Here is a 23097-nt window from a genome sequence, read left to right as displayed (position 1 = left end):
TCAAGGAACGGACGCTTCCTTTGTACTCACCCTCTCGGGCTTTCCTCCGGGCTTTCGTTCTGTTTTGTTCTTGCGTTTCAGACTCTATCAGAGTCTGTCTCGCTTGTTTCCCGCCTTCCAGGTCATCCGCATTTCTGCGGTTTCCCTTTCCGGCGAGTTCGACTCTATCAGATCCTTTCGGGCCTGACTCCCAGTCAACGGGGTTTGTCGTTCGGGCTGTTGGGCCCTTGCGACGAGTGAGACAGTAGCGGATTCCTTGCCCCCGAACCTAATCGGCGGCTGCGTCCGTGGACGCGGATTCCTCATTCGCAAATACGCATGAAAACGGGACGACAAAGTGAGTCGTTCGTTCGAATGTGTAGTGCGGGATGGCTGTCCGGGGACCGACCGGGGTCGGCGCTCACTTCGGACAACTCGAAGAACCTTACGGATCGGGCACGGGTGTGTCAACCCCAGGCTGACCCGCCCCACCGAGCGCACAAACCTGACGCGGTCCTCACCCCTCAGGGTCTAGCCTCTCCCCCATGACTACGCGTGCGCTCATGCTCGACCTTCGCTGGTGGGCCGCCTGACGGCGGCCGACCATCCACGCGAGCACGCACGCGCTCGACGGCCGCCGATCACGGCGGCCGTTTCTGTTTCTCCCCTCCCGGGAGTGGCTCGGTCGCCCCGACGCGGTGGCGTCGACGCCCACACCGACACATCAGGGAGCAGGGACATGACGAGGATCTTCAGCGGGGTCAAGCCGACGGGGCATCTGACGCTGGGGAACTACCTGGGGGCCGTACGCCAGTGGGTCGCCGCCGAGCAGAAGCCCGACGACGCGCTGTTCTGCGTGGTCGACCTGCACGCACTGACCGTCGAGCACGATCCGGCCCGGGTGCGCCGGCTCAGTCGGCAGGCGGCGACGCTGTTGCTCGCCGCCGGGCTGACGCCCGAGAAGTGCACGCTCTTCGTCCAGAGCCACGTCGACGAGCACGCCCGGCTCTCCTATCTGCTGGAGTGCACGGCTTCGGACGGGGAGCTGCGGCGGATGGTCCAGTACAAGGAGAAGGCGGCTCAGGCGCAGGCCTCGGGGGACGGGGTGCGGCTGTCGCTGCTCACCTATCCCGTGCTGATGGCCGCCGACATCCTGGCCTACCGGACCGGTGAGGTGCCCGTCGGGGAGGACCAGCGGCAGCACGTCGAGCTGACCCGGGATCTGGCGGTGCGGTTCAACCAGCGGTACGGGTACACCTTCACCGTGCCCAAGGCCACGCATCCGGTGGTGGCGGCGCGGGTCATGGACCTGCAGGACCCGACCTCGAAGATGGGGAAGTCGGGGGACAGCGGGCCCGGGGTGGTGTTCATCCTCGACGAGCCCGAGGCGGTGCGGAAGAAGGTGATGCGGGCCGTCACCGACAGCGGCGACGGCGGGGTCGTCTACGACCGGGCCGCGCGCCCCGGGCTCGCGAACCTGCTGGACATCCTCGCGGCCTGCACCGGAGGTGATCCGGCCGCGCTCGCCGACGGGTACACCGGGTACGGGGCGCTCAAGCGGGACGTGGCCGACGCCGTCGTGGAGCTGCTGCGGCCGGTCCGCGTACGGCACGCGGAGCTGGCGGCCGATCCGGGGACGGTGGAGGCGGTGCTGCGGGCGGGAGCCGGGCGGGCTCGGGCGATCGCGCGGCCCGTCGTGGACGAGGCGTACCGGGCCATCGGGCTGCTGGAGCCCTGAGGGGACAGGGGCTGTGCGTCGTCGTCGCTACGGGGCTGCGCGCGCAGCCCCGTAGCGGACGGCGGATGTCAGCTGTTGCCGGAGGCGAGTTCGCGGCTGCGGTCGCGGGCCGCTTCGAGGGCGGCGATCAGGGCTGCTCGTACGCCGTGCTTCTCCAGCTCCACGATCGCGTTGATGGTGGTGCCGGCCGGGGAGGTGACGGCTTCGCGGAGCTTGACCGGGTGTTCGCCGCTGTCGCGGAGCATGACGGCCGATCCGATGGCGGCCTGGACGATGAGCTCGTGGGCCTGGGTGCGGGGCAGGCCCAGGAGGATGCCCGCGTCGACCATGGCCTCGACGAGGTAGTAGAAGTACGCGGGGCCGGAGCCGGAGAGGGCGGTGGCCGCGTCCTGCTGGGATTCCGGGACGCGCAGGGTCTTGCCGACGCCGCCGAAGATCTCCTCGGTGTGCGCGAGGTGCCCGGCGGTGGCGTGGCTGCCGGCCGAGATGACGGACATGGCCTCGTCGACGAGGGCCGGGGTGTTCGTCATGACGCGGACGACGGGGGTGCCCTGGGCCAGGCGCTCCTCGAAGAAGGAGGTCGGGATGCCGGCCGCGCCGCTGATGACCAGGCGGTCGGCGGGGACGTGCGGGGCGAGCTCTTCGAGGAGCTTGCCCATGTCCTGCGGCTTCACGGTGAGGATCAGCGTGTCGGCGCGCTTGGCGGCCTCGGCGTTGGTGACGGCCTCGACGCCGTAGCGGGTGCGGAGCTCCTCGGCGCGTTCCGGGCGGCGGGCCGTGACGAGGAGCTTGGAGGCGGGCCAGCCGCCGCGGATCATCCCGCTGAGCAGGGCCTCGCCGATCTTGCCGGTACCGAGGACTGCGACTGTCTGGGTCATGCCTTCATCTTTGCATCCGGGTGGGAAGGGGCGGTCCGGTGTCCGCAGTGCGGGCAGGGGGGTGCGGGCAGGACCCCGTCAGGGGGTGCGGCGGCGCAGGGTCACGGCGCCGAGGGCGAGGACCAGGAGGGCGCATCCGGCGACGATCCCGGCGTCGCGGACGAAGTCGGCGGTCATGTCGGTGTGGGTGAGGACCTGGTTCATGCCGTCGACGGCGTAGGACATGGGCAGGACGTTCGAGATCGCTTCGAGGACGGGCTGCATGGTGCCGCGGGCGGCGAAGAGGCCGCACAGGAGGAGCTGCGGGAAGATCACCGCCGGCATGAACTGGACGGCCTGGAACTCGGACGCCGCGAACGCGGAGACGAAGAGCCCGAGTGCGGTGCCGAGCAGGGCGTCGAGGAGGGCGACGAGCAGGAGCAGCCACGGGGAGCCGACGACGTCGAGGCCGAGCACCCAGAGGGCGACGCCGGTGGCGAGCAGGGACTGCACGACCGCCATGGCGCCGAAGGCGAGGGCGTAGCCGGCGATGAGGTCGCCCTTGCCGAGCGGCATGGCCAGGAGCCGTTCGAGGGTGCCGGAGGTGCGCTCGCGCAGGGTCGCGATGGAGGTGATCAGGAACATCGTGATGAGGGGGAAGATCCCGAGGAGGGACGCGCCGATGCCGTCGAAGGTCCGCGGGCTGCCGTCGAAGACGTAGCGGAGCAGGACCAGCATCAGTACGGGGACCAGCAGCATCAGCGCGATGGAGCGCGGGTCGTGGCGGAGCTGGCGCAGGACGCGGGCGGCGGTGGCGAGGGTGCGGGCGGTGCTCATCGGGTGCTCCCGTGGGGGGCGGCGGGGGTGGCGGCGGCGAGTCCGGCCTTGGCCTCGGCGTTGGCGGCGTCGACGAGGCGGAGGAAGCCCTCCTCGACGGTGTCCGCGTGGGTACGGGTGCGCAGCGCCTCGGGGGTGTCCTGAGCGAGGATGCGGCCCTCGCGCATGAGGAGGAGGTCGTGGCAGCGCTCGGCTTCGTCCATGACGTGGGAGGAGACGAGGAGGGTGGCGCCCCGGGTGGCGGCGAGGTCGTGGAAGAGGTTCCACAGGTCGCGGCGCAGGACCGGGTCGAGACCGACGGTCGGCTCGTCGAGGACGAGGAGCTCGGGGCTGCCGAGGAGGGCGACCGCGAGGGAGACCCTGTTGCGCTGGCCGCCGGAGAGGTTTCCGGCGAGGGCGGTGGCGTGGGTGGTGAGGTCGACGTCGGCGATGGCCCGGGTGACGGTCTCGCGGCGGCGCTCGGCGGCGGCGCGGCCGGGGTCGAGGATCGCGGCGAAGTAGTCGAGGTTCTGCCGGACGGTGAGGTCGTCGTAGACGGAGGGTGCCTGGGTGACGTAGCCGATGCGGGAGCGGAGTCCGGGGTGGCCGGCGGGGTGGCCGAGGACGTCGAGGGTGCCGGTGACGTGGGCCTGGGTGCCGACGACGGCGCGCATCAGGGTGGACTTTCCGCAGCCGGAGGGGCCGAGGAGGCCGGTGATGCGGCCGCGGGGGACGTCGAAGGAGAGGCCGTCGAGGACGGTGCGGGGGTTGCGGCCGGTGCCGCGGCGGACGGTGAGGCCGTCGGCGTGGACGGCGACGGCCGCTTGCTTATTCATCATGCGATGAATAATGCTCCTGGCGCTGCCCCGGCGCAAGGCTGGGGCGGTACCGGGGCGCTACTTCTTGCGCTTGGGACGGCGGGCGGCCGGGTTGCCGGTACGCGAGCTGCGCCGCCGGGTGAACTCGGCCGAGGCGCGCTCGTACTCGGTGCGGCGCAGCTTCTCGCCCGGGGCCTCGACGAAGCAGCGCAGGAAGTACGCGATGAGGCTGCCGATGAAACCGATCGCCTTCAGACCCTTGAGGGCGGTCTCGTCGGAGGACGGGGGCAGGCGGCGACTGAAGGACTCCCAGGTCTTCACGAAGGCGATGGAGCTGGCGATCGCGAAGAGGACGACGACCGAGATGCTGAGGAAGGGGCCGACGTTGCCGATCTCCAGACCCTCGTAGGAGAAGCGCAGCAGGAAGGCGCTGATGACGGCGAGGACCAGCGCACCGGCGGCCGCGCCGACGCGGCGCGCACCGTAGCCGCCGTCGTGGTTCACCCACGTGGTGCCGAAGAACCGGATCGGCTCGGGCTCGGGGCCGACGGGCTGCGCGGGGGCGGCGGGGGCCTCGGGCGCCGCCTCGGCGGGGGTCTGGTCTCGCTGGTCGTCGCTCACACCAGCGATTATCCCCCGCCGGGCGGCGCCGGCCCGGGGTGTCTCACGGGGCGGGCCGTGGGTTGGACCGGATGGCGTCAGCCGCAGCGGCTGGTGACGTAGCCGTCGCTGCCGGTCTTCACGTAGGCGTCGGAGATGAACTCGCCGTTGCCGATGCAGTCCCAGAGGTTCGACGTGCCGTACGGGCCGGAGACGTTCATCCCCGCGCACTGGCAGCGGATCCCGACGGTGGCGCCGAGCGGCAGGACCCGGACCACGCCGTAGTTGGTGCCGGGACCGCTGCGGACGTTCACGCGGTAGCCGGGCGCGACCGGGAACGTCGGATATCCCGACCCCGACGTCAGGCTCTGCACTTGGCTGGAATCGCTCTCGATGGCCATGTGAAAACTCCCCCCTACGAGCGTTGCCCTGCGCAACTCGCGCAGGGTAGCAGGATCTTGGAGAATCGCACGGACCATCGACTAGGCTCCGGCGGGGGTGGTGAGCGGTGCGTTCAGTGCGGGCGGACTACGCGGGCTTTCCGGAGTACGCCGGGCAGTACCGGCTCGAGTCCGTGCTCGGTTCCGGCGGCATGGGCGTCGTCCACCTGGCCACCTCCGAGTCGGGGCTGAAACTCGCCGTCAAGATCGTGCACCCGCAGCACGCCGTGGACCCGGAGTTCCGGGCCCGTTTCCGCCAGGAGGTCGCGGCCGCGCGGCGGGTGAGCGGAGCGTTCACCGCACCTGTCGTGGATGCGGACCCCGACGCCGAACGGCCGTGGATGGCCACGCTGTTCATCGACTCCCCGACGCTCTCCGAGCGGGTACGGGACCGCGTACTGGAACCCAAGGAGCTGACCCGGCTCGCCGCCGGGCTGGCCGAGGCCCTGCGGGACATCCACCGGGCCGGGGTCGTGCACCGCGATCTGAAGCCCAGCAACGTGCTGATGGCCCCGGACGGGGTGCGGGTCATCGACTTCGGGATCTCGCGGCCCGCCGACAGCGATCTGCGCACCGAGACGGGGAAGCTGATCGGGACCCCGCCCTTCATGGCGCCGGAGCAGTTCCAGCGGCCGCGGGAGGTCGGTACCGCGGCCGACGTGTTCGCCCTGGGGGCGGTGCTCGTGTACGCGGCGACCGGGCGGGGGCCGTTCGACTCCGACAGCCACTACCTCGTGGCGTACCAGGTGGTGCACAGCGAGCCCGACCTCACCGGACTCCCTGAGCGGCTCGTGCCGCTGGTCGCACAGTGCCTGGCGAAGGATCCGGCGGAGCGGCCGAGCGCGGACGCGCTGATCGTGGCGCTGCGGGCGGTGGCGTACCCGACCGATCTGGACACGCAGGCCTTCATCCCCCGGCCGCGCAAGCCCGCCGGGGCGGAGCAGGACACCCACCGGCGGGAACAGATCGTTCCGGCGGCCCCCCGGGACCCGCGGCGGAGCCGGAAGCTGACCGCCCTGGCCGCGGGGCTCGGGCTGCTCCTCGTGGCCGGGGCCGGCGTCTCCTACGCGCACTACGGCCTCGGGTCCGGCACGAGGCCTTCGACGAAGCCCGTGGCGGCGCGGACACCGGCGCCCTCGAAAACCGCCCCCTGGTCGGTGCCCCTGGGCGGGCGGGGGCAGGCCTGCTCCTGGCAAGCCCCGGCACTGTACTGCTCGGGACCCGGTGCAAGCCTGGCCCGGCTCGGCCCGGCGGACGGTGCCACGGTGTGGGCGGTACCGGCCACCGGGACGGACGGTCATCCCGCGCTCGGCGCCGCCCCGCTGCACGCGGGAGGGGTCGTCCTCGTGCGCGCCCCCGGGAGCAGGCTGCTGCAGGCCCGGGATCCGGCGACGGGCGCGGAGCGCTGGCACCGGACCTTGCCCAGTGGTACGCAACTCCTGGTCCTCGGCGGGAAGGTGCTGGCCACCACGGCAACCGGAACCGTCATCGCGCTGGACGCGGCGAGCGGCGCCGACGTCTGGACGAAGCCGCTGGGCAGGTTCGGTTCCTCGTGGTGGGGCGCCGAAGGCTCCGGCCGGCCGGAGCTGTACGGGGCCACGCCCGCGGGGGACAGCAGGTCGACGCAGGTGTCGGCGGTGGACCCCGCGACAGGCGCGGTGGGCTGGCAGACGCGTGCGGCCGGGCAGCTGCAGCCCGTGGGCGTGGCCGACGGCAGCCTCTTCCTGCTCGCGACCGCTGTGCAGGAGGGAAAGGCCGAAGCGGTCGTACGGATGGACCTGCGGACCCGGAAGGTGGAACGCGTACCGCTGACGACCCCCCTGTACCAGGCCCAGGCGACCGTCGGCCCGGACGGCGTCGTGTACGTCTTCGGGGCCCCGGGCGCGCTCGTGGCCGTTGGCAGGGCGAAGGAGGAGTGGCGGCTCGAAACGGGGCTGGCCCTGGCCTCCCCGCCGGTGTTCGGCGACGGGCGGGTGTACCTGGCTGCCCCGGACGGCCGGCTCCTGGCCGTGGACTCGGCGTCCGGGCAGCTACTGGGCCAGACCCGGCCGCGGATGGGCACCGGGAAGGGTGCCTTCACCGCAAGCCTGCCCGCACCGGTGATCGGGGACGGGCGGGTGTACGCGTCCGCGCCGGACGGGAGCGTGTTCGCCGTGCCGGCGGGGGATCCCGCGGGGTGGTGACGCCGGGGCGGGTCGGGAACGCGGACGGCCCCGCCCGAGGGTGTCGGACGGGGCCGGGATCCGTGCGGGGTCAGCGCTCCAGGAGGCTGACGTCGCGGACCGCGCCCTTGTCGGCGCTGGTGGCCATCGCCGCGTAGGCGCGCAGGGCCGCGGAGACCTTGCGCTCGCGGTTCTTCGGGGCGTAGACGCCGCCCAGGGCCGCGTGGCGGGCGGCCAGCGTGGCCTCGTCGACCAGGAGCTCGATGGAGCGGTTCGGGATGTCGATGCGGATGCGGTCGCCGTCCTCCACGACCGCGATGGACCCGCCCGCGGCCGCCTCCGGGGAGGCGTGGCCGATGGAGAGGCCCGAGGTGCCGCCGGAGAAGCGGCCGTCCGTGACCAGGGCGCAGAGCTTGCCGAGGCCGCGGCCCTTGAGGAAGGACGTCGGGTAGAGCATCTCCTGCATGCCGGGACCGCCGCGCGGGCCCTCGTAGCGGATGACGACCACGTCGCCGGCCTTGATCTCCTTGCGGAGGATCTTGTCGACGGCCTCGTCCTGCGACTCGCAGACCACGGCCGGGCCCTCGAAGGTCCAGATCGACTCGTCGACGCCGGCGGTCTTCACGACGCAGCCGTCGACCGCGATGTTGCCGCGCAGGACGGCGAGGCCGCCGTCCTTGGAGTACGCGTGCTGGACGGAGCGGATGCAGCCGCCCTCGGCGTCGAGGTCGAGGGTGTCCCAGCGCTCGGACTGGGAGAAGGCGGAGGCGGAGCGCTGGCAGCCGGGGCCCGCGTGCCACAGCTCCACGACCTCCGCGGGGGCCGTCCCGGAGCGGACGTCCCACTTCGCGAGCCATTCCTCCAGGTTGGCGGAGTGGACCGAGTTGACGTCCTTGTTGAGGAGTCCGCCGCGGTGCAGTTCGCCGAGGAGGGCGGGGATGCCGCCGGCCCGGTGGATGTCCTCCATGTAGTACGTGCCGCCGGGCGCCACGTTCGGCGCGACCTTGGCCAGGCAGGGAACCCGGCGGGAGACCTCGTCGATGTCGGTGAGGTCGTACTTCAGACCGGCTTCCTGCGCCGCGGCGAGGAGGTGCAGGATCGTGTTCGTCGAGCCGCCCATGGCGATGTCGAGGGCCATGGCGTTCTCGAAGGCCTCGCGGGTCGCGATGTTGCGGGGCAGGACCGACTCGTCGCCCTGCTCGTAGTACCGCTTGGTGATCTCGACGATCGTGCGGCCGGCGTCCTCGTACAGGGCGCGGCGGGCGGTGTGCGTCGCGAGGACCGAGCCGTTGCCGGGGAGGGCCAGGCCGATGGCCTCGGCGAGGCAGTTCATCGAGTTCGCGGTGAACATGCCGGAACAGCTGCCGCAGGTCGGACAGGCGTTCTCCTCGATGCGGAGCACGTCCTCGTCGGAGACGCTGTCGTTGGAGGCGTCCACCATCGCGTCGATCAGGTCGAGCTTGCGGACGGTGCCGTCCACCAGCGTCGCCTGGCCGGCCTCCATCGGGCCGCCGGAGACGAAGACGACGGGGATGTTGAGGCGCATGGCGGCCATCAGCATGCCGGGCGTGATCTTGTCGCAGTTCGAGATGCAGATCAGCGCGTCGGCGCAGTGCGCCTCCACCATGTACTCGACCGAGTCCGCGATCAGGTCGCGGGAGGGCAGGGAGTACAGCATGCCGCCGTGGCCCATGGCGATGCCGTCGTCGACCGCGATGGTGTTGAACTCGCGGGGAACGGCGCCGGCGGCCAGGATCGCGTCGGAGACGATGCGGCCGACCGGGGCCAGGTGGGTGTGGCCGGGGACGAACTCGGTGAAGGAGTTGGCGACCGCGATGATCGGCTTCCCGATGTCCGCGCTCGCTACGCCCGAGGCGCGCATCAGCGCACGCGCGCCTGCCATGTTGCGGCCGTGGGTGACGGTGCGGGACCTCAGCTCGGGCATCGGGTTCTCTCCCCATGTGTGCGGTGTGGCGCCAGCGCCTGCCGCGACTGTGGATATGGCTCGGTTACGAGGCTACGCCCCCTGCCCGCGATCCGGACGGCCTGTCCGGATCCCGGGACGGACGGCTCACCCATTGGGCAAGGCGGCGCCGTTCCCCGGTCCCCACCACTCCCCGCTCCTCACTCCTCGGTGAGGTAGCGCCGGAGGGTGGGGGCCACCAGCTCGATGATCGTCTCCGGGTCTGCCGATGCGAGGGGCTCGACCTGGACGACGTAGCGCAGGATCGCGATGCCGACCATGTGGGAGGCGGCGAGCTCGGCGCGGAAGGTCGGGTCGGGGACGTTGAGGTCGGCCGCGATCCGCTCCAGCAGCCGGTGCAGGATCAGCCGGCGGAGCACCTTCGCCGCGGCCTCGTGGGTGAGGGCCGAGCGGACGACCGCGAGGAGGGGGGTCCGGGTGACCGGGTTCTCCCAGACGCTGAGGAAGTAGCGGGCGAGGCGCTCGCCGATGCCGTCGGGGCCCGCACCGACGATCGCGGGCAGCACGAGGGCCGGCTCCATGCTGAGCTCGATCGCGGCGGCGAAGAGCTCGTCCTTGCTGCCGAAGTAGTGGTGCACCAGGGCCGGGTCCACGCCCGCGGCCTTGGCGATCCCGCGGACGGAGGTCTTGTCGTAGCCGCGCGCCGCGAACTCGGCGCGGGCCGCGAGGCGGATGCGCTCCGGGGCGCCGGGGCCGTCGTCGGCCTCGTCCTGCCGGGGGCGGCCGGGGCCGCGGCGGGGCTTGGCGGGGGCGGGGTCCGGCTGGGGCTCTGTCATCGGTGCGGGGTCCTGGGGGCCGGGCCGGGGGCGGTCGCGAGGTGCAGGCGGGTGAACGCCAGGGCCTCGGCGAGGTCGGCCTCGCGCTCGGCGGAGGACATCGCGCGGCGGGTGTTGACCTCGATGACGACGTGCCCGTCGAAGGAGGTGGCGGCGAGCCGCTCCAGCAGTTCGGCGCAGGGCTGGGTGCCGCGGCCGGGGACGAGGTGCTCGTCCTTCGCGGAACCGTTTCCGTCGGCAAGGTGGATGTGGGCGAGGCGGTCGCCCATCCGGTCGATCATCGCGGTGGCGTCCGTACGGGCGGTCGCGGTGTGCGAGAGGTCGACCGTGAAGTGGCGGTAGTCGTCCTTGGTGACGTCCCACTCGGGTGCGTAGGCGAGCATCTCGCGGTCGCGGTAGCGCCAGGGGTACATGTTCTCGACGGCGAAGCGGACGTCGGTCTCGTCCGCCATCCGCCAGATGCCGGTCACGAAGTCGCGGGAGTACTGGCGCTGCCAGCGGAACGGCGGGTGCACGACGACGGTGCTCGCGCCGAGCTTCTCGGCTGCCGCCTGGGCGCGCTGGAGCTTGGTCCACGGGTCCGTGGACCAGACGCGCTGCGTGATGAGCAGGCAGGGGGCGTGGATCGCCAGGATCGGAACCCGGTGGTGGTCCGAGAGGCGGCGCAGGGCGTCGATGTCCTGGCTGACCGGGTCCGTCCAGACCATGACCTCGACGCCGTCGTAGCCGAGGCGCGCGGCGATCTCGAAGGCGGTCGCCGTTGACTCCGGGTAGACGGAGGCGGTGGAGAGGGCGACTTTCGCGGTCGGGATCCGGACTGGTTCTGCCACGGGGACAGGGTATCGGGGTCCCCACGCTCCCCCACCCAGCCTCGACCCACCGGGCCCCAGCGCCCCGGGTCCCCCCAGCGCAGCCCTGCCCCGGCTGGGGCATCCGGCCCGGACCCCGGTCCTCAAACGCCGGACGGCTGAATAGACCCGGGGTCGGAGGGTTGCTGCGTGGGGCGGGGACGGGGACGGGGTGGGGTGTTGGTCTGGACGTAGAGCGTGATTTGTGGCGCGGAAACGGGCTTCGCCTTGGCGGAGTCCGGCAGAGGGCGCCTAAATCATGCAGTCCAGAGCGACACCCCACCCCGGCACCGACCCACCCCACGCAGCAACCCCGCGCCCAGGCCAACCCCAGCCCCGCCGGCGCTTGAGGCGCAGGGGCCCGGGGACCGGTCCCCGGCAACGGCGCCGCGTCGGAGCGGGCTCACGCGCCGAGCGGGGTGGACCTTCCGAGGTGGTCCAGCTTCCGGAGGATGACGCCTTCCCGCAGAGCCCAGGGGCAGATTTCCAGGGAGTCGACCCCGAGAAGGTCCATCGCCCCCTCCGCCACCAGCGCCCCCGCCAGCAGCTGGTTGGAGCGCCCCTCGGAGACGCCCGGAAGGGCGGCCCGCTGGGCGGTGGTCATCGCCGCCAGTCTCGGGACCCATTCCTCCAGGGACTTCCGCGTCAGGTCCCGCTGGATGTAGAGCCCGTCCGCGGAGCGGGCCGCGCCCGCGATCCTGGCGAGCTGCTTGAAGGTCTTCGAGGTGGCCACCACCCGGTCCGGCGCCCCGAAGCGGCTGAACTCGCCGACCGTCCGGGCGATCTGGGCCCGGACGTGGCGCCGCAGGGCGCGGACGTCCGCCTGGTCGGGCGGGTCCCCCGGGAGCCAGCCCGCCGTCAGGCGGCCCGCGCCCAGGGGGAGCGAGACGGCCGCGTCCGGGTCCTCGTCGATGCCGTACGCGATCTCCAGTGATCCCCCGCCGATGTCGAGCAGCAGCAGCTTGCCCGCCGACCAGCCGAACCAGCGGCGCGCGGCGAGGAACGTCAGGCGGGCCTCGTCGTCGCCGCTGAGGACGGGGAGGTCCACGCCCGTCTCCGCCTTGACCCGGGCCAGGACCTCGTCGGCGTTCGTGGCTTCCCGTACCGCGCTCGTCGCGAAGGGGAGTACGTCCTCGCACCCCTTGTCCTCGGCGGCCTGCACCGCCTCCCCGATGACGGAAACCAGCCGCTCGACGCCGTCCGGCGTCACCGCGCCGTACTCGTCGAGCAGCTCCGCCAGCCGCAGCTCCACCTTGTGCGAGTGCGCGGGCAGCGGGCGCGCACCGGGATGCGCGTCCACCACCAGCAGATGGATCGTGTTCGAACCCACATCGAGGACACCGAGTCTCATGAGGGGAAACGCTACTGGTCCAAAGGCGTAGGGGTGGAGTAAGGGGCGCTTAGGCTGGGGTTTGTGCCAAATACGAAGAAGGCCAACAAGTCCAAGGCCAAGGCCGGCAAGGTCGGCAAGGCCGCCAAGGGTGCCGGGGCAGCCGCCGAGGCGGACGAGAAGGGGCTCGACTTTCCGCGGGCCTGGGTGGAGTTCCCCGACCCCGCCGACGACGAGCAGGTCTTCCGCTGCGACCTGACCTGGCTCACGTCCCGCTGGACCTGCATCTTCGGCAGCGGGTGCCAGGGAATTCAGGCGGGCCGCGCGGACGACGGCTGCTGCACGCTCGGCGCGCACTTCTCGGACGAGGACGACGAGAAGCGGGTCGCCGAGAACGTGGCGCGGCTGACGCCGGAGCTGTGGCAGTTCCACGACGTGGGCAGCGAGACCGGATGGACGCAGCACGACGACGACGGGGAGAAGCAGACCCGCCGCTGGGACGGTGCCTGCATCTTCCTGAACCGGCCCGGTTTCCCGGCGGGGGCCGGCTGTTCCCTGCACATCCTGGCGGTGCGCGGCGGCCAGGAGCCGCTGGAGACCAAGCCGGACGTGTGCTGGCAGCTCCCCATCCGGCGGACCTACGAGTGGATCGACCGGCCCGACGACACCCGCGTCCTCCAGGTGTCGATCGGCGAGTACGACCGGCGCGGCTGGGGTCCGGGCGGCCACGACCTGCACTGGTGGTGCACGTCGGCCACGTCGGCGCACGGCGCCGGCAAGCCGGTGTACGAGTCGTACCGCCCCGAGCTGACGGAGCTGATGGGCAAGGAGGGGTACGAGGAGCTCGTACGGCTCTGCGAGGCGCGGCTCTCCTCGCTGCTGCCGATGGCCCCGCACCCGGCCGATCCCGAGCAGCAGCAGAAGTAGCCGGAGCTACGGCGCCGGCTCCGCGGTCGGGGTCGGCCCCGGCGTGGCTCCGTCCGTGGGGCTCGGGGTCGGCGTCGGGGTCGGTGTCGGGGTGGGCTCCGGGGTGGGGGTCGGCGTCGGAGTCGGGGTGGGGGTCGGCCGCGTCTCGGACGGGGTGGGTGTCGGCGTGGGATCGGGGCCGGGCGGGGTGGGGGCCGGGCGGCCCCGGCCGCGGATGGAGATCACCGCGCCGCCCGGGTCCACCCCGACCCGGGCGCTCCAGGCCCCTACGGGCTGGGCTTCGGAGTCCACGGTGATCCGCAGGGTGACCGATTCTCCTGGCGCCAGCCGGCCCGAGGTCGAACTGGCGCGCAGCCACGGGGCGTCGGACCACAGCCGCCAGTCGACCGGGGCGCCGCCCGACGCGGTGAGGGTGAGCAGGGTGGTCGCTCCGTGGGTGGAGGCGGCCGCGGTCAGCCGGCCCGGTGCGCCCGGGGCGTCCGGTGCGGAGCTCGGCGGCGCGCCGCTGCTGATGACCTCGACGGAGACGTCGGGGGTGGCCGCGGACGGGGCGAAGCCGGAGTCGTCGGTGGTGACGGCGGCGTTGCCCGCGTTCTCGTAGGCCGTCAGCGGGCGGCCGTCGGTACGGGCCAGCGGGAGCTCCGCCTCGCTCGCGGAGATGCGCGTGGAGCCGTTGCCGACGGGTTCCCCGGTGCTCGGGGCGCCTCGGTACGCGGCCCACAGCGCCAGCACCGGGGCCGCGACGACGGTGGCGACGACCGTGGTGGTCACGGCGCGGGCCCGCAGCCGGTCGCGGCGGGCCGCACGGTCCTTGGGGTCCATCGGGAAGCCGGTGCGGTCGAACCGCGGGCCGGTCCCGGCGCCGCGGCGCCCGCCGGAGCGGAGCATCGCGGCGTGCACGGCGGTGCGCGGGGCCGGGACCAGCGGGAGGGCGGCGGTGTTGATGCCGCCCGAGCCGGGCCAGGGGCCGCCGGCGCCCACGCGTTCGGCGACGCGTCGGCAGCGCGGGCAGTCGTCGACGTGGCGGACGAGTTCGGCGCGCAGGGAGGAGGAGAGCAGGAGGTTCCCGTCTCCTCCGCCGTCCCCGTCGTCGCCGGTGAGCCGGGACACGCTCGGGCAGTTGCCCGTCTCCACGACGGCGAGGGCGGCCCGGGTGCGCTCCACTTCGCAGGCGGCGCCGGTCAGCAGCTCGCGGGCGGCGGCCGGGGGCGTGCCGAGGACGGCGGCGAGTTCGGGGACGCCGAGGCGGTGGCGGACGGCGAGTTCGAGTGCCTCGCGCTGTTCGGGGGTGGTCCCGGCGGCCTCCGGCCAGGCGAGACGGGCGAGCTCGGTGCGGCGGTAGGCGCTCACGTCGAGACCACCGTGGCTCGCCACCGCCTTCGCGTCGGCGCTCGCCGTCGCGGGGCCCGGCGCACGGACGGCATCCGTGTGCTCCGGTGCACGCCGGGCGGAATGCGCTCCCCCGTGGCCGTAGCGCGTGCGCCGCCGCTCGGCGAGGCTGCGCAGGCAGGCCCAGCGGGCGAGGGCGTACAGCCAGGCCCGCCGGTCCCCCTCGTCGGGGCAGCGGCCGGGATGGCGGTCGGCGACGGCGAGGACGTCGCCGAGCACGTCGGTGGCGGTGTCGTGGTCGCACAGGACCGAGAGGCAGTACGTGAACAGCCCGTCCAGGTAGGGCTCGTACCGGAACGGTGGCGGCTGCTCCACCCCGGTCCCCTCGGGGGGCGTGCGCCCGTGCGCCCGGTGTGCGCCGGTGCGCGGTGCGGGGTGTCCCTGGTTGCTGCTGGTCACTCGGTGACCGTAGGCGGCGCGCCGGTGGCGCTCCGGAAGCCTTCACCAGTTTTAGTCCTTACGGGTGAACAGATCGGTGTTGCGCTGACAGGACCCCTGACGCCGCACGCCACGGCGTGCACGCCGGGGACAGCCGGAGGACCGACGGGAGGACCGGCGGACGGACCGACGGGAGGCCGCCGGGGAAGCGCTGTCGGTGGCGGCGGCTACCGTGGGCCGCATGGCTGCCCGTACATCTCGTTCATCCGCCAAGGACCGGCCGTCCTACCGCTGTACCGAGTGCGGGTACTCCACCGCCAAGTGGCTCGGCCGGTGCCCCGAGTGCCAGGCCTGGGGAACCGTCGAGGAGCTCGGCGGCGCCCCCGCCGTGCGCACCACCGCGGCCGGCCGGGTCACCACGGCCGCCGTGCCGATCGGGCAGGTCGACGTCCGGACCGCGACCGCGCGCAGCACCGGCGTGGACGAGCTGGACCGGGTGCTGGGCGGCGGACTGATCCCCGGGGCGGTCGTGCTGCTCGCGGGCGAGCCGGGCGTGGGCAAGTCGACGCTGCTGCTCGACGTCGCGGCGAAGGCCGCCTCCGACGAGCACCGCACCCTCTACGTCACCGGCGAGGAGTCGGCGAGCCAGGTGCGGCTGCGTGCCGAGCGGATCGGCGCGCTCAGCGAGCACCTCTACCTCGCCGCCGAGACCGACCTGTCGGCCGTGCTCGGGCACCTGGACGCCGTGAAGCCCTCGCTGCTGATCATGGACTCCGTACAGACGGTCGCCTCCCCCGAGATCGACGGCGCACCCGGCGGCATGGCGCAGGTCCGGGAGGTGGCCGGGGCACTGATCCGGGCCTCCAAGGAACGCGGGATGTCCACGCTCCTCGTCGGCCACGTCACCAAGGAGGGCGCCATCGCCGGTCCCCGCCTGCTGGAGCACCTGGTCGACGTGGTCCTGAACTTCGAGGGCGACCGGCACGCGCGGCTGCGCCTCGTGCGCGGGGTGAAGAACCGGTACGGCGCCACGGACGAGGTCGGCTGCTTCGAACTGCACGACGAGGGCATCACCGGCCTCGCCGACCCGAGCGGGCTGTTCCTGACCCGGCGGACCGAGGCCGTCCCCGGGACCTGCCTGACGGTGACCCTGGAGGGCAAGCGGCCCCTGGTCGCGGAGGTGCAGGCGCTGACGGTGGACTCGCAGATCCCCTCGCCGCGGCGCACCACCTCCGGGCTGGAGACCTCGCGCGTCTCGATGATGCTGGCGGTGCTGGAGCAGCGCGGGCGGATCACGGCGCTCGGCAAGCGGGACATCTACACCGCGACCGTGGGCGGTGTGAAGCTGACCGAGCCGGCCGCCGACCTGGCCGTCGCGCTGGCGCTGGCCTCGGCGGCCAGCGACGTACCGCTCCCGAAGAACCTGGTCGCCATCGGGGAGGTAGGCCTCGCGGGCGAGGTCCGGCGGGTGACGGGCGTGCAGCGGCGGCTCGCGGAGGCCTTCCGGCTGGGCTTCACGCACGCGCTGGTGCCGGTGGACCCGGGGAAGGTGCCGGCCGGCATGAAGGTGACCGAGGTCGCCGACATGGGCGACGCCCTGCGGGCCCTGCCGCGCGGGCGGTCGCGTACGCCGGCGAAGGAGCGGGCCGCCGACTAGCCGACGGCCCCGAACCGCAGGTCAGCGCGCCCGGACGAGGTGCTCCTCCGCCCGGCCGGGTCAAGGCACGGCGGGCGCCGGGGCCGCGCCGGTAGACTTCGGGATGGTCCGCCCGGCCGTACGCAGGCGGTACATCCCGCGACCGGAGGAGTGCAGTGGCAGCCAAGGACGGGGCAGCAGCATCCGGAAAGTCGGGCGCGAGCTCCAAGCAGGAGGCCATGATGCGCGCCTCGCTGAGCGCGGTCGCACCTGGTCAGCCCCTGCGTGACGGGCTCGAACGGATCGTTCGCGGCAACACCGGAGGGCTCATCGTCCTCGGCATGGACAAGTCCGTCGAGGCCATGTGCACGGGCGGCTTCGTCCTGGACGTGGAGTTCACGGCGACCCGGCTGCGCGAGCTGTGCAAGCTCGACGGCGCGCTGATCCTGGACAAGGACATCACCAAGATCCTGCGGGCGGGCGTCCAGCTGGTGCCCGACGCCTCGATCCACACGGAGGAGACGGGCACCCGGCACCGGACCGCGGACCGGGTCTCGAAGCAGTGCGGTTTCCCGGTGGTGTCGGTCTCGCAGTCGATGCGGCTGATCGCGCTGTACGTGGACGGCGAGCGGCGCGTGCTGGAGGAGTCCGGGGCGATCCTGTCGCGGGCGAACCAGGCGCTGGCCACGCTGGAGCGGTACAAGCTCCGCCTGGACGAGGTCGCCGGGACGCTGTCCGCGCTGGAGATCGAGGACCTGGTGACGGTCCGCGACGTCACGGCGGTGGCGCAGCGGCTGGAGATGGTGCGGCGCATCGCGACGGAGATCGCGGAGTACGTGGTGGAGCTCGGCACCGACGGCCGGCTGCTCTCCCTCCAGCTCGACGAGCTGACGGTCGGGATCGAGCAGGAGCGGGAGCTCGTCATCCGGGACTACGTGCCGGAGCCGACGGCGAAGCGTTCCCGCACGGTGGGCGAGGCGCTGCCCGCGCTGGACGCGCTGACGCATCCGGAGCTGTTGGAGCTGGCGATCGTGGCGCGGGCCCTGGGGTACACGGGCTCGCCGGAGACCCTGGACTCGGCGGTGTCCCCGCGCGGGTACCGGCTGCTGGCGAAGGTGCCGAGGCTGCCGGGGGCGATCATCGAGCGGCTCGTGGAGCACTTCGGCGGGCTGCAGAAGCTGCTGGCCGCCTCCGTCGACGACCTGCAGACCGTCGACGGTGTCGGCGAAGCCCGCGCGCGGAGCGTCCGCGAGGGCCTGTCCCGCCTGGCGGAGTCCTCCATCCTGGAGCGCTACGTCTAGCCTGCGGCCCCGCTCCGCGATGGCTCCGGGTGTACGGCTGCAGCGCCGCTGCCTGGGGCTCCGCCCCCGGACCCCCGCGCCTCAAGCGCCGGCGAGGCTGGATTTCCCGGCCCGCCGGCATTCACGTGCGGGCCGGCGGGATCTCCCGGCCCGGCGGTGTTCACGTGCGGGCCGGCGCCGGCCAGATCCAGCCCCTCCGGCGTTTGAGGAGCGGGGTCCGGGGCGGCGCCCCGGCAACGGCGCCGCGCCCCGTGCTCCGGCTACTCCGCTTACTCCGGCTTCAGGACGAACGAAGTGCGAGCCACCGGCATGCCGGGGGACTTGACCTCGACCACGTACGTGTCCGCCGCCGCCACCCCCGCCGGAGGCGACTGGCACTGGCTCGCCTCGCTGAAGTGCCGGTCCCATTCCAGGGCCTGCTTCGTCTCGCCCTGCGAAGGCACCCGGTAGAACACGTTGCCCGCGCCCGCCGGGCAGTCCGCCGAGGACCAGACCGGCTTCGCGTTGCTCGCCTGAGTGATCGTCAGCACCGCCTGCTTCGGGCCGAGATCGACCTTGCAGGTCGTGCCCGAGACATTGCGCGCGAGGAGTTCGAGGCGCGGCTTCTCGCCCGGCTCGTACTCGTTCTTCACGCTCTTGACCTCCCACTGCAGCGCACCGGGCGCGCACGTGGGCATCGGCGAGTCCGCCGGGACGACTTGGCCCGCTCCGGCTCCGCCGGATCCGCCGGAGCCGTCCGCCCCGCCCTGGCCGGCGGTGCCGGGCTCCGCGCCCGGTTCGCCGTTCTTGCCCGCGCCGGGGCTCGCACCGGGGCCGGAGCCCGTGCCGGTGCCGGCGCTCGTACCGCCGGAGGCGCCCGAGCCCGACTCGCCCCGCCCGCCCGGGGCCTGACTGATCGCCGGGCCGGAACCCGAGGGTCCGGGGGTGATTTGGGTGACGGGGCCGGAGCCGCCCTGGCCCTTGCCGTTGGTACTCGACTTGCCCGCACCGGAACTGACGGTCCATACGGCGAGCATCGCGAGGAGCGCGGCAACGGACGCCAGCACGGCCCTCCGTCGCCAGTAGATGGAGGAGGGGAGCGGCCCGACCGGATTGCGCAGAGATCCCACGGAGGGAACCTTACGAGAGTTCGGGGCCCGATCAGTGCCCACATGCCGCGCAGGCGGCTTGTTTTGCCGATGATCATCCTGCGGGGTGATCCGGGGCACCCGGAATCCGCCGGGAGACTGATGAGGACGTTATTCCGATTTAGGTACCTTCAGTCACCATGGACAGCTCCGGCCTCTACCTCGACGTCACCGACTTCGCCCACGCGACCCCCGCCTGGGTGCAATCGGCCTTCGAGGTCTTCACCGAGTACGGACTGCTCGTCTTCGGCGCCCTCTTCATAGCCGTGTGGTGGCGTGCGCGCGGCGCCCGCGACCCCCGCACGGTGGCCCTCGCGGTGCTCGCCCCCTTCGTCACCGCCCTGGCCTACGTCGCCTCCGAGCTGGTGAAGTCCAGCGTCGACGAGGAGCGCCCCTGCCGGGCCGTGGCCGGGGCGGCGGCCTCGCTGATCAAGTGCCCGGCCACCGGCGACTGGTCCTTCCCCAGCAACCACGCCACCATCGCGGGAGCCGCGGCCGTGGCCCTGGTCCTCGCCGTGCGCAGGCTGGCGCTGCTGGCCCTCCCGCTGGCCCTGCTGATGGCCTTCTCCCGCGTCTTCGTCGGCGTCCACTACCCGCACGACGTGGCCATGGGCCTGCTGCTCGGCGCGAGCCTCGCCGCGCTCGCCGTCGTCGCGCTCGCCGGCCCCGCGACCAGGGTCGTCGCCGCCGTGCGGACGAGCGGCGGCCGCACGGCCGTCCTGATCACCGGCGCCGGCCCCGCCCGCTGACACCCGCCCCGGCCCTGCCCGGACCCCGTCCCGGCGCCCTGCGCGGATCGACACGACACCCCGCGGGCCCGAAACGTGCCAGGATGCCGTCTGCCATGACTGCAACCACTCCCGCCACCGCGCTGCACTCCCCCGTCATCGCGTGGTTCGAAGCACACGCCCGCGACCTGCCCTGGCGCCGCCCCGAGGCCGGCCCCTGGGGGGTGATGGTCAGCGAGTTCATGCTCCAGCAGACCCCCGTCAACCGGGTCCTGCCGGTCTACGAGCAGTGGCTCGCCCGCTGGCCCCGGCCCGCCGACCTCGCCGCCGACGCCCCGGGCGAGGCCGTACGCGCCTGGGGCCGGCTCGGTTACCCGCGCCGGGCCCTGCGCCTGCACGGCGCGGCCACCGCCATAACGGAGCGTCACGGGGGCGACGTACCGCGCGAGCACGCCCAGCTGCTGGCCCTGCCCGGGATCGGCGAGTACACGGCAGCCGCCGTGGCCTCCTTCGCGTACGGGCAGCGGCACGCGGTGCTCGACACGAACGTGCGCCGGGTCTTCGCACGCACCAAGACCGGGGTCGAGTACCCGCCGAACGCCACGACCGCGGCCGAGCGGCGCCTTGCGCGGGACCTGCTGCCCGAGGACGAGGACACCGCGGCCCGCTGGGCCGCGGCCTCCATGGAGCTCGGGGCACTGGTGTGCACGGCCAAGAACCCGGACTGCGGGAGCTGCCCGGTGGCCGGGCTGTGCGCGTGGCGGCTGGCCGGGAAGCCCGCCCACGAGGGACCGCCGCGGCGCGGGCAGACGTACGCCGGGACGGACCGGCAGGTGCGCGGCCGGCTCCTCGCGGTGCTGCGGGAGGCGGTCGGCGCCGTGCCGCAGTCCGTCCTGGACACCGTCTGGGAGGAGCCCGTGCAGCGGGCCCGCGCGCTCGACGGGCTGGTCTCGGACGGGCTCGTGGAGCCGCTGCCCGGCCTCATGTACCGCCTGCCGGCCGGCCCCGCGAAGGACGGCGCCGACACCGCCTGAGGCTGACCCAGAGGTTCCGCTTGTTCATGGAAACCGCAGCTCACGGGCACTGTTACACAACGTATGGGTGTCCGTGCGCCCACCGAAGGCTGACCCGCACAGGGCCGTGACAACGCCTCCGTACCGTCGGATCCGTAAGGCAGCGGATGAGCGGTTGGTGTCGGAACGGAGGCGGTCTGAGATGGCGCACGGCGAGGTACTCGGATTCGAAGAGTACGTACGCACCCGGCAGGACGCGCTGCTGCGCAGTGCCCGTCGCCTGGTTCCGGACCCGACCGACGCACAGGACCTCCTGCAGACCGCGCTCGTCCGCACCTACGGCCGCTGGGACGGCATCGCCGACAAGTCCCTTGCCGACGCCTACCTGCGCCGTGTCATGATCAACACCCGCACCGAATGGTGGCGGGCCCGCAAGCTCGAAGAGGTTCCCACCGAGCAGCTCCCCGACGCCTCCGTCGAGGACGGTTCGGACCAGCGTGCCGACCGCGCCCTGCTGATGGACATCCTCAAGGTGCTCGCGCCCAAGCAGCGCAGCGTGGTGGTGCTGCGACACTGGGAGCAGATGAGCACCGAGGAGACGGCCGCGGCGCTCGGTATGTCGGCGGGAACCGTGAAGAGCACTCTGCACCGCGCACTGGCACGGCTCCGGCAGGAACTGGAGAGCCGGGACCTGGACATGCGCGCGCTGGAGCGCGGTGACCACACCATCCGGTACGAGGGGCGTGAGCGGTGCGCGGCCTGATTGGCCCAAGACTGAGCGGCAAGAGCTCGGTGGTACTGATGTCGGCGGGGACGATCGTCCTCGTCGGCACCGTGCTGTTCGCGGTCGGCTGCTCGACGGGGGGCACGGGGCTGCGGGACGGCGGCCCGGCCCGCACCGAGACCGTGGCCAAGACCGGAGCCCCCTCCTCCGCGCCCTCCGGACACGACGCGGGCTCCGCTGCCGCCGCGGTCCCGCAGGCCTCCGGAAAGCCGCCCGCCAAGGTCGACCCGATCGCCCTGGTCAAGGCGGACCCCAAGATCAGCGCCGAGATAAAGCGGGACCTGAAGCCCTGCTCGGGCAAGGAGTACCCGGTGGACGTCAGCTACGGGAAGGTCACCGGCGGCCCGGAGGTCGACATCGTGGTCAACGTCCTGTCCTGCGCCGACGCGCTGGGCCGCGGTTCGTTCGTGTACCGCGCGGAAGGGGCCTCGTACGAGAATGTCTTCTCGGACGAGCAGCCGCCCGTCTACGCCGAGATCGACCGGGGCGACCTGATCGTCACCAAGCCGGTCTACGGGAAGAGCGACGCGCTCTCCTACCCCTCGGGCGAGGACCTGATCACCTACCGCTGGAACGGGGAGCGGTTCACCGAGCAGGACCGGGTCCACACCGACTACAGCAACGTGGTCGACGGCGGGGCGATCCCCGCCCCGGCCGTCAGCCCGAAGAACTGAGCTACGAGTACCGAGGCGAGGCGAGGCTCCCGATGGCCGAGACCCATGTGCTGTTCGTGGAGGACGACGACGTCATCCGTGAGGCCACGACCCTGGCGCTGGAACGCGACGGGTTCGTGGTCACCGCCATGCCCGACGGGCTGTCCGGCCTGGAGTCCTTCCGGGCGGACCGGCCCGACATCGCACTGCTCGACGTGATGGTGCCCGGGATGGACGGGGTGAGCCTGTGCCGCCGCATCCGCGACGAGTCCACCGTCCCCGTCATCATGCTGTCCGCGCGCGCCGACTCCATCGACGTGGTGCTGGGCCTGGAGGCGGGTGCCGACGACTACGTCACCAAGCCCTTCGACGGCTCCGTCCTCGTCGCCCGCATCCGCGCGGTGCTCCGCCGCTTCGGCCACGCCGGCGGTCCGCAGGGCGGCGGGCCCGAGGAGGAGGACTCCGGCGAGCGCGGGGTGCTGGCCTTCGGTGACCTGGAGGTCGACACGGAGGGCATGGAGGTGCGCAAGGCGGGCGCCTCGGTGGCACTGACCCCCACCGAGATGCGGCTGCTGCTGGAGTTCTCCACCTCCCCCGGCACCGTGCTCTCGCGCGACCGGCTGCTGGAGCGGGTCTGGGACTACGACTGGGGCGGCGACACCCGCGTCGTGGACGTCCACGTCCAGCGACTGCGCACCAAGATCGGACAGGACCGGATCGAGACGGTCCGGGGATTCGGATACAAGCTCAAGGCCTGATGCCTTGAGGGGAACCAGCACGGGGGACGAGCGCGGGATGGACGAACGCGGGAAT

The 23097-nt window shown here is 72.8% G+C and carries 22 protein-coding genes; 11 read left to right on the top strand and 11 right to left on the bottom strand.

Going from position 1 to position 23097, the window contains the following annotated elements:
- Both ACZ60J_RS32070 and trpS read left to right on the top strand, forming a co-directional pair.
- Positions 1–187 (top strand): hypothetical protein (locus tag ACZ60J_RS32070; protein WP_469687265.1); only part of this gene is annotated, 187 nt, incomplete at its 5' end.
- A 531-nt stretch (positions 188–718) separates the two neighbouring features.
- Positions 719–1717: a tryptophan--tRNA ligase gene (trpS, locus tag ACZ60J_RS32065; protein WP_469687263.1), complete on the top strand. Its 999-nt coding sequence runs from the start codon at positions 719–721 to the stop codon at positions 1715–1717.
- A gap of 68 nt (positions 1718–1785) precedes the next feature.
- Here the strand turns inward: trpS and proC are convergent, their stop codons facing one another.
- From proC to ACZ60J_RS32040, 5 genes are all read right to left on the bottom strand, one after another.
- Complete coding sequence (gene proC / locus ACZ60J_RS32060) at positions 1786–2595, bottom strand: pyrroline-5-carboxylate reductase (RefSeq protein WP_469687261.1); 810 nt, start codon at positions 2593–2595, stop codon at positions 1786–1788.
- A gap of 78 nt (positions 2596–2673) precedes the next feature.
- The gene (locus tag ACZ60J_RS32055; RefSeq protein WP_469687259.1) at positions 2674–3411 is read right to left on the bottom strand and encodes an ABC transporter permease; all 738 of its coding nucleotides are present in this window, start codon (positions 3409–3411) and stop codon (positions 2674–2676) included.
- Entirely contained in the window at positions 3408–4229 is an 822-nt protein-coding gene (locus ACZ60J_RS32050; protein ID WP_469687257.1) for an ABC transporter ATP-binding protein, read from the bottom strand. The genes ACZ60J_RS32055 and ACZ60J_RS32050 overlap by 4 nt, the downstream gene beginning before the upstream one ends.
- Before the next feature lie 57 nt (positions 4230–4286).
- On the bottom strand, positions 4287–4829 hold the full coding sequence (locus ACZ60J_RS32045; RefSeq protein ID WP_469687255.1) for a hypothetical protein: 543 nt from the start codon (positions 4827–4829) through the stop codon (positions 4287–4289).
- 77 nt (positions 4830–4906) lie between these two features.
- Positions 4907–5209, bottom strand: a complete 303-nt coding sequence (locus ACZ60J_RS32040; RefSeq protein WP_469687254.1) for a peptidase — start codon at positions 5207–5209, stop codon at positions 4907–4909.
- Between the two features lie 107 nt (positions 5210–5316).
- Between ACZ60J_RS32040 and ACZ60J_RS32035 the strand changes: the two genes are divergently transcribed.
- Positions 5317–7431, top strand: coding sequence for a serine/threonine-protein kinase (locus tag ACZ60J_RS32035; RefSeq protein WP_469687252.1), 2115 nt, complete (start codon positions 5317–5319; stop codon positions 7429–7431).
- 70 nt (positions 7432–7501) lie between these two features.
- Here the strand turns inward: ACZ60J_RS32035 and ilvD are convergent, their stop codons facing one another.
- From ilvD to ACZ60J_RS32015, 4 genes are all read right to left on the bottom strand, one after another.
- On the bottom strand, positions 7502–9355 hold the full coding sequence (gene ilvD, locus ACZ60J_RS32030) for a dihydroxy-acid dehydratase (protein ID WP_469687251.1): 1854 nt from the start codon (positions 9353–9355) through the stop codon (positions 7502–7504).
- A 179-nt stretch (positions 9356–9534) separates the two neighbouring features.
- The gene (locus ACZ60J_RS32025) at positions 9535–10170 is read right to left on the bottom strand and encodes a TetR/AcrR family transcriptional regulator (protein WP_469687249.1); all 636 of its coding nucleotides are present in this window, start codon (positions 10168–10170) and stop codon (positions 9535–9537) included.
- Positions 10167–11000 carry a sugar phosphate isomerase/epimerase family protein gene (locus ACZ60J_RS32020; RefSeq protein WP_469687248.1) on the bottom strand — a complete coding sequence of 278 codons (834 nt, stop codon included), beginning with the start codon at positions 10998–11000 and terminating at the stop codon, positions 10167–10169. The genes ACZ60J_RS32025 and ACZ60J_RS32020 overlap by 4 nt, the downstream gene beginning before the upstream one ends.
- 421 nt (positions 11001–11421) lie before the next feature.
- The gene (locus ACZ60J_RS32015) at positions 11422–12369 is read right to left on the bottom strand and encodes a Ppx/GppA family phosphatase (RefSeq protein WP_469687246.1); all 948 of its coding nucleotides are present in this window, start codon (positions 12367–12369) and stop codon (positions 11422–11424) included.
- Between the two features lie 63 nt (positions 12370–12432).
- Here ACZ60J_RS32015 and ACZ60J_RS32010 point away from each other — a divergent pair, with 63 nt between their 5' ends.
- A complete protein-coding gene (locus ACZ60J_RS32010; RefSeq protein WP_469687244.1) occupies positions 12433–13275 on the top strand; it encodes a DUF3109 family protein in 843 nt (280 codons plus the stop codon).
- A 6-nt stretch (positions 13276–13281) separates the two neighbouring features.
- On the opposite strand, the gene ACZ60J_RS32005 is transcribed toward ACZ60J_RS32010, so the two are convergent.
- Positions 13282–15063: a BACON domain-containing protein gene (locus ACZ60J_RS32005; protein WP_469687242.1), complete on the bottom strand. Its 1782-nt coding sequence runs from the start codon at positions 15061–15063 to the stop codon at positions 13282–13284.
- 220 nt (positions 15064–15283) lie between these two features.
- Here ACZ60J_RS32005 and radA point away from each other — a divergent pair, with 220 nt between their 5' ends.
- Both radA and disA read left to right on the top strand, forming a co-directional pair.
- Positions 15284–16699 carry a DNA repair protein RadA gene (gene radA / locus ACZ60J_RS32000; RefSeq protein ID WP_469687241.1) on the top strand — a complete coding sequence of 472 codons (1416 nt, stop codon included), beginning with the start codon at positions 15284–15286 and terminating at the stop codon, positions 16697–16699.
- A gap of 155 nt (positions 16700–16854) precedes the next feature.
- Complete coding sequence (gene disA / locus ACZ60J_RS31995; protein WP_469687239.1) at positions 16855–17979, top strand: DNA integrity scanning diadenylate cyclase DisA; 1125 nt, start codon at positions 16855–16857, stop codon at positions 17977–17979.
- A gap of 269 nt (positions 17980–18248) precedes the next feature.
- Here the strand turns inward: disA and ACZ60J_RS31990 are convergent, their stop codons facing one another.
- On the bottom strand, positions 18249–19088 hold the full coding sequence (locus ACZ60J_RS31990) for a hypothetical protein (RefSeq protein WP_469687237.1): 840 nt from the start codon (positions 19086–19088) through the stop codon (positions 18249–18251).
- 158 nt (positions 19089–19246) lie between these two features.
- Here ACZ60J_RS31990 and ACZ60J_RS31985 point away from each other — a divergent pair, with 158 nt between their 5' ends.
- From ACZ60J_RS31985 to cseB, 5 genes are all read left to right on the top strand, one after another.
- Positions 19247–19855, top strand: coding sequence for a phosphatase PAP2 family protein (locus tag ACZ60J_RS31985; protein ID WP_469687235.1), 609 nt, complete (start codon positions 19247–19249; stop codon positions 19853–19855).
- A gap of 95 nt (positions 19856–19950) precedes the next feature.
- Entirely contained in the window at positions 19951–20868 is a 918-nt protein-coding gene (locus tag ACZ60J_RS31980) for an HhH-GPD family protein (protein WP_469687234.1), read from the top strand.
- 181 nt (positions 20869–21049) lie between these two features.
- On the top strand, positions 21050–21610 hold the full coding sequence (locus ACZ60J_RS31975) for a SigE family RNA polymerase sigma factor (protein ID WP_385331266.1): 561 nt from the start codon (positions 21050–21052) through the stop codon (positions 21608–21610).
- Between the two features lie 38 nt (positions 21611–21648).
- Positions 21649–22305 carry a hypothetical protein gene (locus tag ACZ60J_RS31970; RefSeq protein ID WP_469687231.1) on the top strand — a complete coding sequence of 219 codons (657 nt, stop codon included), beginning with the start codon at positions 21649–21651 and terminating at the stop codon, positions 22303–22305.
- Between the two features lie 32 nt (positions 22306–22337).
- Entirely contained in the window at positions 22338–23042 is a 705-nt protein-coding gene (gene cseB / locus ACZ60J_RS31965; protein WP_469687230.1) for a two-component system response regulator CseB, read from the top strand.
- The last annotated feature ends 55 nt before the right edge of the window (positions 23043–23097 follow it).

This window comes from Streptomyces sp. NPDC104226 (assembly GCF_055584085.1).
This window is presented reverse-complemented; position numbering and strand designations above follow the sequence as displayed.

Bases quoted from the DNA above. Each gene is read 5' to 3' on its own strand.
- trpS (WP_469687263.1), top strand. From the start codon at position 719: ATGACGAGGATCTTCAGCGGGGTCAAGCCGACGGGGCATCTGACGCTG.
- proC (WP_469687261.1), bottom strand. From the start codon at position 2,595: ATGACCCAGACAGTCGCAGTCCTCGGTACCGGCAAGATCGGCGAGGCC.
- ACZ60J_RS32055 (WP_469687259.1), bottom strand. From the start codon at position 3,411: ATGAGCACCGCCCGCACCCTCGCCACCGCCGCCCGCGTCCTGCGCCAG.
- ACZ60J_RS32050 (WP_469687257.1), bottom strand. From the start codon at position 4,229: ATGATGAATAAGCAAGCGGCCGTCGCCGTCCACGCCGACGGCCTCACC.
- ACZ60J_RS32040 (WP_469687254.1), bottom strand. From the start codon at position 5,209: ATGGCCATCGAGAGCGATTCCAGCCAAGTGCAGAGCCTGACGTCGGGG.
- ilvD (WP_469687251.1), bottom strand. From the start codon at position 9,355: ATGCCCGAGCTGAGGTCCCGCACCGTCACCCACGGCCGCAACATGGCA.
- ACZ60J_RS32025 (WP_469687249.1), bottom strand. From the start codon at position 10,170: ATGACAGAGCCCCAGCCGGACCCCGCCCCCGCCAAGCCCCGCCGCGGC.
- ACZ60J_RS32015 (WP_469687246.1), bottom strand. From the start codon at position 12,369: ATGAGACTCGGTGTCCTCGATGTGGGTTCGAACACGATCCATCTGCTG.
- radA (WP_469687241.1), top strand. From the start codon at position 15,284: ATGGCTGCCCGTACATCTCGTTCATCCGCCAAGGACCGGCCGTCCTAC.
- ACZ60J_RS31985 (WP_469687235.1), top strand. From the start codon at position 19,247: ATGGACAGCTCCGGCCTCTACCTCGACGTCACCGACTTCGCCCACGCG.
- ACZ60J_RS31980 (WP_469687234.1), top strand. From the start codon at position 19,951: ATGACTGCAACCACTCCCGCCACCGCGCTGCACTCCCCCGTCATCGCG.
- ACZ60J_RS31975 (WP_385331266.1), top strand. From the start codon at position 21,050: ATGGCGCACGGCGAGGTACTCGGATTCGAAGAGTACGTACGCACCCGG.
- ACZ60J_RS31970 (WP_469687231.1), top strand. From the start codon at position 21,649: ATGTCGGCGGGGACGATCGTCCTCGTCGGCACCGTGCTGTTCGCGGTC.
- cseB (WP_469687230.1), top strand. From the start codon at position 22,338: ATGGCCGAGACCCATGTGCTGTTCGTGGAGGACGACGACGTCATCCGT.